Source organism: Paenibacillus sp. MDMC362, from assembly GCF_003269305.1.
Lineage (GTDB): Bacteria > Bacillota > Bacilli > Paenibacillales > Paenibacillaceae > Paenibacillus_AQ.
Window position 1 is genome coordinate 59,379 of record NZ_QLYT01000064.1, and the last position, 14,452, is coordinate 73,830.

General features: G+C 49.8%; 15 protein-coding genes. All 15 read right to left on the minus strand.

Features of this window, described 5'->3' with window-relative positions; genetic code table 11:
• Positions 1–26: 26 nt before the first annotated feature.
• The 15 genes from DP091_RS26895 to DP091_RS26965 all read right to left on the minus strand — a co-directional run bounded on the left by DP091_RS26895 (position 27) and on the right by DP091_RS26965 (position 14,150).
• The gene (locus DP091_RS26895; RefSeq protein WP_113061164.1) at positions 27–293 is read right to left on the minus strand and encodes a hypothetical protein; all 267 of its coding nucleotides are present in this window, start codon (positions 291–293) and stop codon (positions 27–29) included.
• Positions 294–415: 122 nt separating this feature from the next.
• Entirely contained in the window at positions 416–2,872 is a 2,457-nt protein-coding gene (gene clpC / locus DP091_RS26900; RefSeq protein WP_071221039.1) for an ATP-dependent protease ATP-binding subunit ClpC, read from the minus strand.
• Positions 2,873–2,982: 110 nt separating this feature from the next.
• Positions 2,983–4,047, minus strand: coding sequence for a protein-arginine kinase McsB (gene mcsB, locus DP091_RS26905; protein ID WP_113061165.1), 1,065 nt, complete (start codon positions 4,045–4,047; stop codon positions 2,983–2,985).
• 38 nt (positions 4,048–4,085) lie between these two features.
• Positions 4,086–4,610 carry a protein-arginine kinase activator protein McsA gene (gene mcsA, locus DP091_RS26910; RefSeq protein ID WP_113061166.1) on the minus strand — a complete coding sequence of 175 codons (525 nt, stop codon included), beginning with the start codon at positions 4,608–4,610 and terminating at the stop codon, positions 4,086–4,088.
• A 25-nt stretch (positions 4,611–4,635) separates the two neighbouring features.
• A complete protein-coding gene (locus tag DP091_RS26915; RefSeq protein WP_071221042.1) occupies positions 4,636–5,097 on the minus strand; it encodes a CtsR family transcriptional regulator in 462 nt (153 codons plus the stop codon).
• 358 nt (positions 5,098–5,455) lie between these two features.
• Complete coding sequence (locus tag DP091_RS26920) at positions 5,456–6,172, minus strand: GntR family transcriptional regulator (RefSeq protein ID WP_113061167.1); 717 nt, start codon at positions 6,170–6,172, stop codon at positions 5,456–5,458.
• Positions 6,173–6,179: 7 nt separating this feature from the next.
• On the minus strand, positions 6,180–7,196 hold the full coding sequence (locus tag DP091_RS26925; protein WP_113061168.1) for a sugar kinase: 1,017 nt from the start codon (positions 7,194–7,196) through the stop codon (positions 6,180–6,182).
• Positions 7,189–7,944: a 2-dehydro-3-deoxy-phosphogluconate aldolase gene (gene dagF / locus DP091_RS26930; RefSeq protein WP_113061169.1), complete on the minus strand. Its 756-nt coding sequence runs from the start codon at positions 7,942–7,944 to the stop codon at positions 7,189–7,191. The genes DP091_RS26925 and dagF overlap by 8 nt, the downstream gene beginning before the upstream one ends.
• Before the next feature lies 1 nt (position 7,945).
• Positions 7,946–9,049: a DgaE family pyridoxal phosphate-dependent ammonia lyase gene (locus tag DP091_RS26935; protein ID WP_113061170.1), complete on the minus strand. Its 1,104-nt coding sequence runs from the start codon at positions 9,047–9,049 to the stop codon at positions 7,946–7,948.
• Positions 9,027–10,130 (minus strand): amidohydrolase/deacetylase family metallohydrolase, encoded by a 1,104-nt coding sequence (locus DP091_RS26940; protein WP_181469930.1) that lies wholly within the window; start codon positions 10,128–10,130, stop codon positions 9,027–9,029. The genes DP091_RS26935 and DP091_RS26940 overlap by 23 nt, the downstream gene beginning before the upstream one ends.
• A gap of 352 nt (positions 10,131–10,482) precedes the next feature.
• On the minus strand, positions 10,483–11,229 hold the full coding sequence (locus DP091_RS26945) for a hypothetical protein (protein WP_113061172.1): 747 nt from the start codon (positions 11,227–11,229) through the stop codon (positions 10,483–10,485).
• The gene (locus DP091_RS26950; protein WP_113061173.1) at positions 11,226–11,930 is read right to left on the minus strand and encodes an ABC transporter ATP-binding protein; all 705 of its coding nucleotides are present in this window, start codon (positions 11,928–11,930) and stop codon (positions 11,226–11,228) included. Before DP091_RS26950 ends, DP091_RS26945 begins: the two co-directional genes overlap by 4 nt.
• Before the next feature lie 20 nt (positions 11,931–11,950).
• Positions 11,951–12,316, minus strand: coding sequence for a GntR family transcriptional regulator (locus DP091_RS26955; protein WP_113061174.1), 366 nt, complete (start codon positions 12,314–12,316; stop codon positions 11,951–11,953).
• Positions 12,317–12,361: 45 nt separating this feature from the next.
• A complete protein-coding gene (locus DP091_RS26960; protein ID WP_113061175.1) occupies positions 12,362–13,120 on the minus strand; it encodes an ABC transporter permease in 759 nt (252 codons plus the stop codon).
• The gene (locus DP091_RS26965; RefSeq protein WP_113061176.1) at positions 13,113–14,150 is read right to left on the minus strand and encodes an ABC transporter ATP-binding protein; all 1,038 of its coding nucleotides are present in this window, start codon (positions 14,148–14,150) and stop codon (positions 13,113–13,115) included. The genes DP091_RS26960 and DP091_RS26965 overlap by 8 nt, the downstream gene beginning before the upstream one ends.
• Between the last annotated feature and the right edge of the window lie 302 nt (positions 14,151–14,452).

The following is a 14,452-nucleotide window of genomic DNA, read 5'->3' on the forward strand; positions in this document are numbered from 1 at the left end:
CCATTTCTTATAATTCAACGTAAAGGTTAATTGGAAACTTTACGCGGGATGAAAAGAATTTGTTTCAAATTCGAAGGGGCGTTAAACCATACTGTCCGCTTCGCTGCCGAATCGTTCTTACGATCGCTGTTAAAACCAGGAAACTGGTTGATATCATGGTGGTTTCCCGGTTTTAAAGGCGAACGCTGTCGCTTCTTCAGAACGATTCCTTCCTCTTCGCTGGGTTGATTGCAAGAGAGGCTGCATTCTTCGCCATCTGTCGATTTATTGCCGATATAATCATCCCCAGTCATTTCATTCAATTCCTTCCAGAGTTCATGTATTTCCCCGCCTTATATATCCCCTCAATTACAATTAACCTTTAAAATTAATAAACCCCCGCTGGATTTCATTCCAGCGGGGGTTGAAGTTACACTTATTCAGTTTCGACTGATGCGGCAGTGACGCTTTCGTTCTTGTTCACCACAAGCTCGCCATTTGCTTCATCGATTACGAGCGAATCACCCTTGGCCACAGTACCTTTCAGCAGCTCCTCGGAGAGACGATCCTCGATATGCTTCTGGATAGCTCGGCGCAGCGGGCGGGCACCGAAGGCCGGATCATATCCTTCCTTCGCAATGAAGGCCTTCGCTTTGTCTGTGAGCTCGAAATGCACCTCGAATTCCTTCAGACGCTTACGCAGCTCGTCGGACATCAATGTCACGATTTCGGCAATGTGTTTCTCTTCCAGAGAGTGGAACACGATGATCTCGTCAATCCGGTTCAGGAACTCGGGACGGAAGCTCTTCTTGAGCTCATCCATCACTTTGCCTTTCATGTTGTTATAATCGCGGCCTGCATCCGTCACCGCAGTAAATCCAAGCGTAGAGTTTTTCTTGATCGCTTCCGCTCCCACGTTGGAGGTCAGGATGATCAGGGTGTTCCGGAAGTCCACCACGCGGCCCTTGGAATCGGTCAAGCGTCCGTCTTCCAGCACTTGAAGCAGGATGTTGAATACCTCAGGGTGCGCCTTCTCGATTTCATCGAGCAGGACAACGGAATACGGCTTGCGGCGTACTTTCTCGGTCAGCTGACCGCCTTCCTCGTAACCTACATATCCCGGAGGCGCTCCGACGAGGCGTGACGTGGAATGCTTCTCCATGTACTCGGACATATCGATCCGGACAACCGCATTCTCATCTCCGAACATCGCTTCAGCAAGAGCGCGTGCCAGTTCGGTTTTACCTACCCCGGTAGGACCCAGGAAGATGAAGGAGCCCATTGGACGCTTCGGATCTTTCAAGCCTGCGCGTGCCCGGCGAACCGCACGGCTGACCGCTTTGACCGCTTCCTCTTGACCGATCACGCGGCTGTGGAGGATTTCTTCCAGATTCAGAAGACGCTCGGTCTCTTCTTCTTTCAGTTTATTTACAGGAATACCCGTCCAGTTGGCGACAACGTCGGCGATATCCTCCGGCGTTACCTCGGAATCGGTACGTCCTTGTTTTTCTTTCCATTGATTCTTCGTGATCTCTAGTTCTTCGCGGAGCTTCTGCTCCGTATCGCGCAGCGCTGCAGCCTTCTCGAATTCCTGGCTTTGGACAGCTGCGTCTTTCTCTTTGCGGATGTCCTCCAGATGCGCTTCCTGATCTTTCAGATTTGGCGGTATGGTATACGTATGAAGGCGAACTTTTGAACCAGCCTCGTCAATCAGATCAATCGCTTTATCCGGCAGGAAGCGATCCGTAATGTAGCGGTCTGACAATTTCACAGCCTGCTCGATCGCTTCATCCGTAATTTTCACGCGGTGATGCGCTTCATAACGGTCACGCAGTCCATACAGAATCTGAATGGCTTCCTCAGGCGACGGTTGGTCCACCGTAATTGGTTGGAAACGGCGCTCGAGGGCAGCATCTTTTTCAATATATTTGCGGTATTCATCCAGTGTGGTTGCTCCGATGCACTGAAGTTCTCCGCGTGCCAAGGATGGCTTAAGAATGTTGGAAGCGTCAATGGCGCCTTCTGCACCGCCTGCTCCGATCAAGGTATGCAGCTCATCGATGAACAGAACGATGTTGCCCGCTTGACGAATCTCATCCATGATTTTTTTCAGGCGATCCTCAAACTCGCCACGGTATTTCGTACCGGCAACAACTGAGCCCATATCCAGCGTCATGACGCGTTTGTCACGCAGTGTCTCCGGAATTTCATTGTTAATGATACGTTGTGCCAGGCCTTCCGCAATCGCCGTCTTACCTACCCCTGGTTCACCAATCAACACCGGGTTGTTCTTCGTACGGCGGCTTAGTACCTGGATCACGCGCTCAATTTCTTTGCTGCGTCCAATGACAGGATCCAGGTTGCCTTCTTTGGCAATGGCGGTCAGATCGCGAGCGAGACTGTCAAGTGTAGGCGTGCTTACGTTTTGCGGCGTGCCATGATGGCTCGATACCGCTTCGCTGCTGCCGAGCAGCTGCAGCACTTGCTGGCGGGCTTTGTTCAGGCTAATGCCCAGGTTGTTCAGCACGCGTGCGGCAACCCCTTCACCTTCACGAATAAGCCCCAGCAGAATATGCTCAGTACCAACGTAGGTGTGACCAAGCTTACGAGCTTCGTCCATGGAGAGCTCAATTACCTTTTTCGCTCTTGGCGTATAGGCAATATTGGTAGGCTGCTCCTGTCCGCGTCCGATTAATGTTTCGACTTCATCCTGAATCTTCTCAAGACCAAGTCCAAGTCCGATCAGCGCTTTGGCTGCAATGCCGTCTCCTTCACGAATAAGGCCCAGCAGGATATGTTCTGTGCCGATATTGTTGTGCCCCAGTCGTACCGCTTCTTCCTGAGCCAATGCAAGCACCTTTTGTGCACGTTCCGTAAATCTGCCAAACATCATAGTATTGCACCTCCACGTTTCAATTAATATATTGAACCTCGCGGATTTCGGTGTATCGTCAGCAATAGGACGCTTAAACCGTCATCCAACTGTAAAACGAGTATAAATTCTTAATGGTTACCCAATGTTTCTCTGATGAGCTTAGCCCTGTACATGTCGCGTTCGGAAGGCGTCATGCCCTCTCCATAGGTCTTCTGCAGAAAGCCAGGCTGCGTCTTCACATTCAGTTCATTCATGACCGGGATTTCCGGACCTTCCAGGAGGCCGAGATCCACGCCAAGCCGAACATCGGACAAACGCTGGGCCGCTTCCTTGGAATCCATCACCGCCGCATAGGAGAGTATGCCATAGGAGCGCATAACCCGATCCGTAATCCGGAGCTTGGATTCACCCAAGAGCCGGGCTCTGGCATTCTTCTCATGCTCGATGATCTGCAGGGCGACGCTGTGCAGATTCTCAATGATCTCCGACTCGGTTTGACCGAGCGTAATCTGATTCGAGATTTGAAACAGGTTGCCTAATGCTTCGCTGCCTTCGCCGTAAATCCCTCTTACAGTCAAGCCTACCTGCGATACTGCCGAGAGAATCCGGTTAATCTGCTGTGTCATAACAAGAGCGGGCAGATGCATCATGACCGATGCGCGAAGGCCGGTTCCGACATTGGTCGGACAACTGGTAAGATAACCTCGCTTATCATCAAATGCATAATCGACCTCGGATTCAAAAACATCATCCAGCGCCGTCGCACGTGCCCATGCCTCACGAACCTGAAATCCGGGATATAAACACTGTATGCGCAGGTGATCCTCTTCATTGATCATAATGCTGACGGATTCATCTTCCGTAAGGATGACTGCACCGTTTCGGGATTCATTCGCCAGATTGGGACTGATCAGATGCTTCTCAACAAGAACCTTCTTATCCAGTTCATCAATCTCACTTAATTTAATTACATGTAAATCCCCGAAATCCTGCAAATCGTCCTTATTCTTCAGCACATTCGTCAGGCGCTCTAGCACTTCTCCTGACTGCTGATCGGTTGCCAGCAGCGGGAAAGGAAGATGCTGCAGATTGCGCGCCACCCTGACACGGGTGCTGATGACAATGTCGGATTCCTGACCGTTTCCGCGCATCCACTCGCTCAGCGCCGAATCGGTAAACCGGAGATTAGACATCACGCATTCCTCCTACTAAAGTGCAAATTCTTACAATCTTATCCCTGAGCCATATTCCGCTCCAGCTCACGGATTTGGTCCCGGATCTGAGCAGCCGATTCAAACTCCTCCTGAACGATCCGAATTTGAAGCTCCTTCTTAAGCTCATCAATCTGGCGTTTGATCTGAATCCGGCCACCCGTACGCTTCGGCACTTTGCCGACATGGGATGTTCCCCCATGGACTCGCTTAAACAATGGATCCAATCGATCCGAGAAATATTTATAACACGAGCTGCAGCCGAACCGGCCAAGCTTGCTGAACTGGGAATACGTCATACCGCATTCTTCGCACTGCAGCGTCTGGGCCGTTTTTGCACCGGGGCTCTGGCCCTTGCCTGAAGGGTCCAGATCCAGAAGACCTGACAGCAAACTGTGTATAGAAAAACCATTCGACGTACCGGGGATCAATTCCCCTTTTTCGCGGGCACAGGTTTCACAAAAATGAAACTCCGTTTTCTCCCCGTTCACAATTTTGGTGAAATGCAGTGTCGCCGGCCGTTTACCGCATTCTTGGCATAACATAATTCCGATGCCCCCTTACACAGACTCACTTACCTAATAAAGAAATAAGCATCGCCTTCATAATCCTTGCACGCAGCTCATCCCGATAAGGAAGCTTCACATTCAGGCACTCCCTTGAAATGGCGGCCCGCATCAGGCTGGCCTCCCGCTTCGTTAAAAAACGGGACTCCTCCAGCTGGTAAATCAATCCTTCAGCCACCGTCTGGTCAATCATGCTGCCAATGGTATGATGAAGATGCTGCTGGAGTGCAGTATGCTGGGGAAGTTCGATACGTTGGATGCGTATGTACCCGCCCCCGCCGCGCTTGCTCTCGACAAGAAAGCCCTTCTCCAGCGTGAACCGTGTACTGATCACGTAGTTAATCTGGGAAGGAACGCAAGAAAATTGCTCCGCCAGATCGTTGCGTTGAATTTCAACGGTACCCTCCGGACTTTCCTGCAGTATGCTCTTCAGGTATTGTTCGATAATATCAGAGATATTACGCATTGGTCTGTTCATCCTCCACTGTTTGAAACGTTAAGACGGATAGTGATCTTACACGTCCGCACAGAGCCTTGCTTATACGAAAATTTAACCATAATCAAAATCAGCGAACCCTCTCGTTGACTTTGACTTTCTTTGACTTTGATTTCATTATAGCACATTTTTTCATTTTGCCAAGAGGTACTTCTCAATTTATCGCGCTATGCCTATATTCTTATTGTACCCAGTTCTTTGATCGCTTATAGCCTCTTCTTCAAGAACAATTCATACAAAGGACAACAAAAAAGAAGCAGCCTCCATACCGGTGAAAACCGGTTTCAAGGCCACTTCTCCATATCATAATTCTGTATCGCGTCAATCTTTAAGCGTCGTAACTGATCAAGTAGTGCTGCAGCTCCGTATTGTAATAACCGATGCTGTATTCAATGATGCTGCCTGTCCCGTCATAAGAGGTTCTGAGCCGCTTCAGTAACGGAGAGCCTACACTTACTCCAAGCAAGGAAGCAGTTTCTTCATTTGCCACGGTTGCCAGGAAACGGTCGCGGAAATTCTCAAGCGTAATTTGACTTTCCTCGATGCGGTCATAGAGAGACGGTAGTTCGTTGGAACCGAACTCTTCACCCATATCCACTTGGGATGACACGTAGTGCGTGTAGTAAATAAAAGGACTGCCGTCCAGTAAATACAATCGTTCAATCAGCAGGCACCGCTCCCCGAATTTTAAGAACAATTCGCTATCCGGCTCATTAAGCACCCATTCCGTCTTCAGGTGACGCTTCCGAATCTGGTGTCCTTCTTCGACCAGAATTTCGGTAAACAGCTTGCCTTTGGAAAGCCTGGAGAAGGAAGTGTTCCGGGTCACGATCGTTCCTACCCCGCTCCGCTTTTCTACATATCCTTCCTGATACAGCTCCTGGATCGCATTGCGGACCGTCATTTTGCTAACGTTAAATTCCTGCTCCAGCTGTGGCTCGGAAGGAATATGGGAGCCAAGTGGATATTCCCCATGCAGAATCCGATCTTTTATGATCTTCTTGATTTGCAAGTATAACGGACCGTTCTTCCGCGTGATCGACATGCTTCTCCTACCTTTCCACGTCAGACATATGATGACTCATTGCCTGAAGCACTTCGCGTTCGTTCGCCGTCGGCGTATCCCCTGTAACGGTATGGGCAAGCATTGCCGCAGCTGCGGCAAAGTCAACCGTCCGATTCGGTTCAAAACTCTCCGAGATCCCGTGGATCACCCCGCTGGCGTAAGCATCACCCGCGCCGATACGATCATGAACGGAAAACGTTAACGTTTTGGAAAAATGAAACGCTCCATCCGTGTAGAGATAGCCTTGCAGGGAATGGGTGTTATCCCCGTTGATCTTGCGGTGGGTACCCGACGCAACCGTAATATTATACTTCGCTGCCACCTTCGGAATCAACTCCTGCAGCTGTTCGTTCCGATCCTCCCGGGTCGTCTCCATGCCGAGGATATAGATAGCATCCTTCTCATTCATAAAGACGATATCCGCCAATGACAGCATTTCCTCATAGTGCGGCTTGGCAAACTCGTAGCGGCCTGTTCCCCATAAAGAGGGACGATAATTGCAATCGAACACGACGGTTCCCCCGTTAGCTTTAACTTCACGAGCCAGTGTCTTCATTTGACCTCGCACCGTGTCATTCATGGAAAGGGTTATGCCGCAAAAGTGGACCATGTCTATCTTTTGGGCAATCGCACCGAAATCGTACATCGCATCCTCTGCCGTGTTAAAGCTGCTGCCCAGCCGGTCCGTATAGGTCACGCGTCCGGGTCTGACACCAAAGCCATTCTCCAGAAAGTACATGCCCACATATTTGCCTCCGCGGTTAATGAGCGAAGTATCGATGCCAAGCTTGCGCAGGTAGGAAACCGCCGCTTCGCCAAGCGGGTTATCCGGCAGCGTGCTGACCAGATAACCGTTATGACCGAACCTTGCCACAGCCGAGGCGATGTTTACCCCCGTGCCGGAAAAGGAATAATTCAGATGGCTCTCTTGAGCCAAGGAAGCATATCCCGGTACTTGAAGACGCATCATCACTTCGCCATAAGCGGCAATCGTCTTAGGCATATTGATCAACCAGCGCTTTTAGCTTGCGATGCAGCTCTTGAACATCACTAATGATTGTATCTCCGCTTGCCGAGTCGATAATCGAGGAGTACACGTGCGGAATGACTTGCTGCACTCCCGCCTCGAATGCGATGCGCACGATGGCTTCAAAATTCTCTTTATCAATCCCGCCAGTTGGTTCAAGCGCGAATCCTTCCTCCGCACATGCCTTCGCTACCGCGCGGTACTCATCCTCCAGCTTCAAGCCCTGCATCGGGAAGTACTTCAGTGCATTTCCGCCCATGTCGCGCACAAGCGCGATAGCCGCTTTGACAGGTACGATGGCTTTGTCCGATCCGGCAGCGCTCACCGGTCCGGTTGAGATATTCACGTAGCCCACTTGACCCGAAGGAGACACGAGGCTGTTAATCCAGCTTTCTTTGCCATCCAGATTGGCACGTGTAGCACCGACCGCCGGGAACACCTGATTGATATGCGTGCCCGGATAGCTCTTCACTATCTCGGCAACCACCGCAGCCTGGCGGTTATCGCCGGCACCCAATCCGATCGATACCGCATCTTCAATTACGGCGCCGTACTCCTTCATCGCAATAACGGCCTCTTGTGCATTCGGATAATTTTTGGACAATACGCCGACCAGCACATGCCCTTCCGAAGCTTCAAAAATTTCCTTCGCGTTCTGAATGCTGCCTGCAAGCACGTTCAGTGCCGCGCGATTTCTATAAAGACGTTTCTCCATGTTTGCCATCTTAGTTTCCCCCTGCAATCTGCTGTATTCTCGTTATAATGACCTGCAAATCATCCCCGGAAAGAGAGCGAGGATCGATATCAAAATACCCCTGTCGAACGCCGTAATCCCTGGTGTACACAGCAATATCGCCTTCGCGTAGCTGATCGTTCATGGACTTGGCACTAACCCCGGCCGCATTTTCATCGACTTTCACGCGCCCCCTATAGATCGCCCTTCCCGCTTCGTCCTGAACAATGGTCACCTCCATGCCCGGCAATTTCGATAAGGATTTCATTTCCTCCAGTGCCGCTTTCTCCTGCTCACTCTTATCTTCCTTCACCATATACTCGTCCAGCGCCTGAAGCAGTCCAAACGTCGTTTCCTTGCCTACCTTCATGCTGCGCCCAATACCATGCAGCTGCGCTTTTACCCACTCGACGTATTGACGTTTGCCTCCGACAATGCCGGAGGTCGGGCCTTCAATTGCCTTGGATCCGCTGTATATGGCCAGGTCCCCGTATTTCACATACTTCTGGATATCCTCTTCGGCAGCAGCATCGATAATCAGCGGAAGTCCATGTGCCTGGGCCACTTCTGCCGCTTCTTCCACCGAAATCATATTTTTCTGTACGCAGTGATGGGATTTCACATACAAAATGGCGGCTGTACGCTCATTAATTGCTTCTGCGATATGCTCCTTGCGCCCTTCGTTGGCATACCCAACTTCAACGACCTTGCCGCCCCCGAGATAAACCATCGTTTCAACAGGTGCACCATACTGCACATTATGTCCCTTAAACATGATAATCTCGTTCTTCGCGATCGGCTCCTGGTGCAGTCGGTCACTGCGTCTGCGATTGCCTTCAGTGACGATTCCAGCCACGGAAAGCGCGATTCCGCTGGAAGCGGAATTGACAACGACCGCAGCCTCGGAACCTAAGATTCGCGCCATGTAATCGCCCGCCTTATCTACCAGATCCGCGATTTCCACGTAACTCTGCCCGCCGATCCGCATCGCTTCCATGACGGTATCCGTCGGCGCCGATACGCCAAGAATACTCATGCGCCCGCTGGCATTAACCACGCGTTTCAACCCGTATTTAGCATGTAATGAATGATCCATTGACAACCACTCCTCTGGCTTCGATATATCGATCAGCGATTCGGGTCTCCCCTTCGGAATCCGTTAAACTCATAGTGCCCTGCTGCAGGGCAAACAGCGTGAGGTGAGCGGCATCGCCCGCTTGAATTCGGCCAAGCTCCGGACGGCCCAACCATGCTGCTGCATGGTCCGTTACCGCTGAGACCACCTCCTGCAGACTGTACCCCAAATACAGGAACTTCGTCATGACATTAGCCAGGCTGTACACCGGGCCATGGATGCGATTCCCGCGATAAATATCGGTGCTGATCGTGTCCGGCTTAATCCCTTGGGCCTTGGCATACTCCGCCACCAAGAACGAGAAGCTGGCCGTTCCGTGGCCCACATCCAGATGAACGCCGCGAGCTATCGCTTTCACCAGGGCAGGGATCGGCTTCCCGTCCGAATCAAATAAATTGTTGGCTTTCCCGTTCAAATAATGAGTAATAATGTCATCTTTCTGCAGCAGCTTCAATACTTCCTCAATCGGAGGGGGCCCTGACCCGATATGTACCATCAGCGGCAGTGACGTTTTCTCCGACAATTTTCTTGCGAGTCGAAGAGGTTCTACTCCATTGTCCCTGACGACGCTTTTGCTTATTCTGGCCTTGAGTCCAATGATCAGATCCGGATACGTGTTTACCGCCTTTGTCGCCTTCTCGGCATCGATCCATTCCAGACTGGACAACTCGTCGACCCGCTGCAGACCGATATGCGAAATATTCAGAAAAGCAAACACATTCGTCTTGGACCTTGCAACCTCGGCTGCCAGTTCCCCAATCGTATCCGCGCCGCAGCTTCCTGCGTCGATTATGGTGGCAACCCCTTGCTTCACGCCGATTTCGTCGATGGCATCTCCGTAAGGCTCCAGCTTGGCAACCGCATGGACATGCATATCGATCCAGCCGCTGGACACATACAGACCCGTACCATCAAAACTGTTGGCACCCTGGGCCGTGTTCGCATCCATTATTTCAGTTATGAACCCGTTCTCCATGACAATGTCAAAAGGTTCATCATCATGGACCGACTTTACATTGCGAATAATAAAACGCTGTTCCAATATCTTCATAGCTTCACTCCTTCAGCCTTGCCGGACCAGCTTGGATCCTCTTATTCGTCAGTTAACATTGTGTAAGTTGAGTGTCGTGATTATAGCATAGCACAGAACGAGCGCTACGTGAATATAACGTTATAATGTTTAAATCATAGTTACGTATTTATCCCCTATTCCACATGATCTTAATGGAGGGTTCCACTCTTGCTCAGAAAGGCTAGGGGTAATGTTCTAGTTCTGTTTTCCCGCTGTTATCTCCTTCCATACGCAAAAAAACTGCCCTCGATAGGCAGTCTCTTTGTTCGTCATAGTTTAAATCTTATTGATTTGTCTTCCAGATTCCAAGTATCTCTTTTGGTCAAACCTCAACCTTCCGGTCGATGAGGTAGACCGTTGCATACACGATCAAGGCGGCCAATATCACCTCAAAAGCAAGTGCCCCCCATGCTAATGTATACTGCACGGTCGATACCGTAAGGTCTGCCTCTTTCTCATCAAACGAAATGCTAGCCATAGGTCCTACCCACGCGGCCTCTTCTCCGAAAAGCATTTGGCTAAGCCAGCCAAGTACGTATTGCAATACGAAGAACACCAGAATGCCGATCCATGTACTGCCCTTCTTGGTGATGCTCCTGGACACAGTAATTGCAAAAAATATCGCAATCATCAAATAGATGAATTTCCATACCATCTGCAGGGCAAGCCCGACATAATACGAAACGGGAACATCAGCGAAATTGATATATTCCCAAATGTCCGCTGCGTTCAAGTAGTACCATAAATGCAGAGCCATCAATATCCCAAGTACCAGCAAGCTTACACATGCCAGTAAAAGTGATGAAACCACATTCCACACGGAATGTACGGGGAGTAAACGTCGGTGATATGCCTTTATGTTATAGCCGAAGTTCTTGGCAGTGACCACAAGAAGCAGAACGCTCACAGAGCCATAAGCCAGTATGCTAAGACCCAACATTATTCCAAGCTCCCAATCTCTTATCGAGCCTGCTACCGTGACCGCAATCTGAACGATGAGAAGGATCGCAAAGGCGCCGAGCAGCGTCGTTGAGTTTCTCTTCCAGTCGTATTTGAACAGTTTTATCATTCCGCATACACCTCTTTAAACATCTCATCTACACTTTTTCCGTGTTTTAGGCGGATGTTCTCCACTTCGTCATGCATAACGACTTCGCCGCCCTGAATAAAGATCACTTCATCAAATATCCGCTCAATATCCCGGACCAAATGGGTTGAAATGATAATGCTGCTGTCTTCGTTATAGAACTCCACAATCGCATCCAAAATTTTGCCCCGGGCTACCGGATCCACTCCTCCAATCGGCTCATCCAGCATATACAGCTGCGCTTCACGGGACAAGGCCAATGATAACTGCAGGCGCTCATTCATTCCTTTGGATAAGGAGCTGATGCGGTCATGGGTCTTTAAGTTCATGAATTCCAGCATGTTGCGTGCCTTCTCCACATTAAAGTCCTCATAAAAATCTTTAAAATATGCCACTGCATCCGATACCTTCATCCAGGATTCCGTCACGGGCCGATCCGGCATAAAGGAAACGACGGCTTTGGTTTCCAGGCCGACCGGCTTGCCGTTCACATAAGCGCCGCCCGTTGTGGGCTGGATCAACCCAGCGGCAATTTTCATTAGCGTACTCTTTCCGCTGCCGTTGGTGCCCAGCAAACCAATGATTTTTCCACCGTTAATATCCAGATTAACATCATGTAACGCTCTGCGGCCACCGGCATACGTTTTGGTCACGTTTTTTACCTGTAACAGATTCTCCACCATGAATTCACCTCCGCTATGGATCATGGATGCTTCACAGCATCTTCCACGATCGATATGATATCCTGATCTTTAAAGCCAAGCTCCTGCATGCCGCGAATAAAGCGTTCCAGCAGATCGCCTGCCATTTCTTTTTTAATTTCCATAATTTTGGATTCCTCGCTTGTCACGTATCGACCCAATCCACGCCGCGTCTCCACAATACCCTCACGCTCCAATTCCTGAAAAGTTCGCTGCACCGTGTTTGGATTTATTTGAAGCTCACTCGCTAATTCTCGAACCGATGGGATTTTATCACCGGGCTGCAGTTTGCCGATGATGATTTCTTTCTTTAAATACGTCATGATCTGTAAATAGATCGGCAGATTATTGTCGAATTCTATACTCACTGTCGGGTTGCTCCTTTCCGCCGCTCTACCTCGAACTCAGGTCCCTTATGCGACATCCCGTTTTTTAAACGTAACAAAGCCTATCGCAAGAAACAAGAGGAGATATACAGCGAGCATCATCATTGAGAATGTTAAACTCATGCCTGGAATCGGAGAGCTTGCGCCTCCATTGTACATGGAAAGATCCACGTTCAGGAACAGCAGGTATTTAGACCAGGAGTAACGCGCAAGCAGCTGGACCACCATACTTTCCATAATGACCATGAACATGCCGATGCCGATTGCAGGACCGGTAGATCTCGTTAGAATGCCTACCATAAAGGTTAGCGTTACATAAACGATCGTATACACCAGGTTGTTCACGGCTCCAATGAGCACATCGCCAAGCGTAACGGAGCCGACATCCATGCCGAACGTAATTTGACCTGTCAGCACGGCTACGGCAAACATGAAGGCCACCAGTGTTAAGATGTAAATCAATACAGCCACATATTTTGATGCCAAAATTGTGGTGCGGCTCTGTGCGCGTATAAGCAGCAATTTGATTGTTCCCATGCTGTGTTCCTTCGCTACGGCTCCTGCCGTCACGACAATGGCAAGCAGGGTCAGCACTTGCCCCATTCCCTTGGTTGTTACAGCTATCTCGGCAAATTCATAACCGGTACTGCCCCCACCGGAAAACTTATAGAGCAAGAAAGCCGTGAAGACCACCATTCCGGCCAAAAGCGCATATGGCAGGAAGAAGCTCCGTTTCTTAAACATTTTGAGCCATTCATTCCAGACGAGATTTCCAAAGCTACGCAATGCGGTTGCCTCCTGTCCATTTCAAGAATTCTTCTTCAAGCGACGATTTGATCTCTTCTACCCTGTATATCCGTACCCGTGCATCACACAGTGACTGGATCAGCGAAGGAATATCTTCTTCCTGAAGTTGAAGGGTAATGATTCCTGCCTCCAGTTGGGTGCTCCGCAATGTGATATTTTGCAATTGTCTAATCGTTTGTTCAGCCATGGCCACATCATTCACGCGGAAGCTTACCGTAGTAAATTCTTCATTAACGACTGTCCCCCCGATAGAACGCTCGGTTACGAATTTACCCTCCTGGATAACGACCACACGGCTGCACATCAGTTCCATCTCCGACAGCAGGTGGCTGGATACGAGAATGGCAATTCCCTCGTCTTTGGCGATCTGCTTCAAGTAATCCCGCATCTCGCGGATACCGGCTGGATCCAGGCCGTTCGTCGGCTCGTCAAGAATAAGGATGGATGGATTATGCAGCAAGGCCTGCGCTATTCCAAGCCGTTGGCGCATTCCCAGGGAATAAGCACGCACCTTCTTGTGTATGGCATCCTGGAGCCCAACAAGCTTAACAACCTCCATGATTCTCGTGATCGTCACTCCCTCAGACATCCGCTGGTACTGTCTCAGGTTGTCATAACCGCTCATGTACGGATAGAATTCCGGATTCTCGATGATGCCCCCGATATGCCGGACGGCTTGAACGAAGTCCTTCTTGATGCTGTGCCCTTTTACCTGTACATCGCCATGGGTCATCTCGATTAACCCTACAATCATCCGAATGGTTGTTGTTTTGCCCGCGCCGTTCGGTCCAAGCAAACCAACGATTTCACCGCGATGAATATCAAAGGACAGCCCATCGACGATGTTCTTCTTGCCAATCGTTTTGGTAACTTGTTCAACCGTCAGAACGACTGGACCTTGCTTGGCATCTTTCCTATTGGTGGAGGCCGATCCACTGATTCCATCAACCCATTCCCCTGAGGCATTCTCTATATTCGTTGTCCTTTTATTTGAATCGTTTCCGCTCATGTATTAGATCCACTCCTTTTTGTATCGGTGCTATAGTTAAATAGTACACTAGTGTCTTGGTTGTGTAAAGCCTAATTTTTCAGTGTGGAAATTTTGCTTGTGCGCTCAGGGAACTGCTGCCTCATTATGGTGATTTAGAGGATTGCGAAAAAGCGTGAGGATGAATCTTTGGCGAAACGAAAAAAGACGATCCTAAAAGATCGTCTTTTGGGGCAAGTATAGATAACATCACACTCTTTAGGAGCAATAGGAAAAGACCGTTATCGATGACTCGATAACGGTCTTTATGGTTGTTCGCTTGG

Bases quoted from the DNA above. Each gene is read 5' to 3' on its own strand.
- DP091_RS26895 (WP_113061164.1), bottom strand. From the start codon at position 293: ATGACTGGGGATGATTATATCGGCAATAAATCGACAGATGGCGAAGAA.
- clpC (WP_071221039.1), bottom strand. From the start codon at position 2,872: ATGATGTTTGGCAGATTTACGGAACGTGCACAAAAGGTGCTTGCATTG.
- mcsB (WP_113061165.1), bottom strand. From the start codon at position 4,047: ATGTCTAATCTCCGGTTTACCGATTCGGCGCTGAGCGAGTGGATGCGC.
- mcsA (WP_113061166.1), bottom strand. From the start codon at position 4,610: ATGTTATGCCAAGAATGCGGTAAACGGCCGGCGACACTGCATTTCACC.
- DP091_RS26915 (WP_071221042.1), bottom strand. From the start codon at position 5,097: ATGCGTAATATCTCTGATATTATCGAACAATACCTGAAGAGCATACTG.
- DP091_RS26920 (WP_113061167.1), bottom strand. From the start codon at position 6,172: ATGTCGATCACGCGGAAGAACGGTCCGTTATACTTGCAAATCAAGAAG.
- DP091_RS26925 (WP_113061168.1), bottom strand. From the start codon at position 7,196: ATGCCTAAGACGATTGCCGCTTATGGCGAAGTGATGATGCGTCTTCAA.
- dagF (WP_113061169.1), bottom strand. From the start codon at position 7,944: ATGGCAAACATGGAGAAACGTCTTTATAGAAATCGCGCGGCACTGAAC.
- DP091_RS26935 (WP_113061170.1), bottom strand. From the start codon at position 9,049: ATGGATCATTCATTACATGCTAAATACGGGTTGAAACGCGTGGTTAAT.
- DP091_RS26945 (WP_113061172.1), bottom strand. From the start codon at position 11,229: ATGATAAAACTGTTCAAATACGACTGGAAGAGAAACTCAACGACGCTG.
- DP091_RS26950 (WP_113061173.1), bottom strand. From the start codon at position 11,930: ATGGTGGAGAATCTGTTACAGGTAAAAAACGTGACCAAAACGTATGCC.
- DP091_RS26965 (WP_113061176.1), bottom strand. From the start codon at position 14,150: ATGAGCGGAAACGATTCAAATAAAAGGACAACGAATATAGAGAATGCC.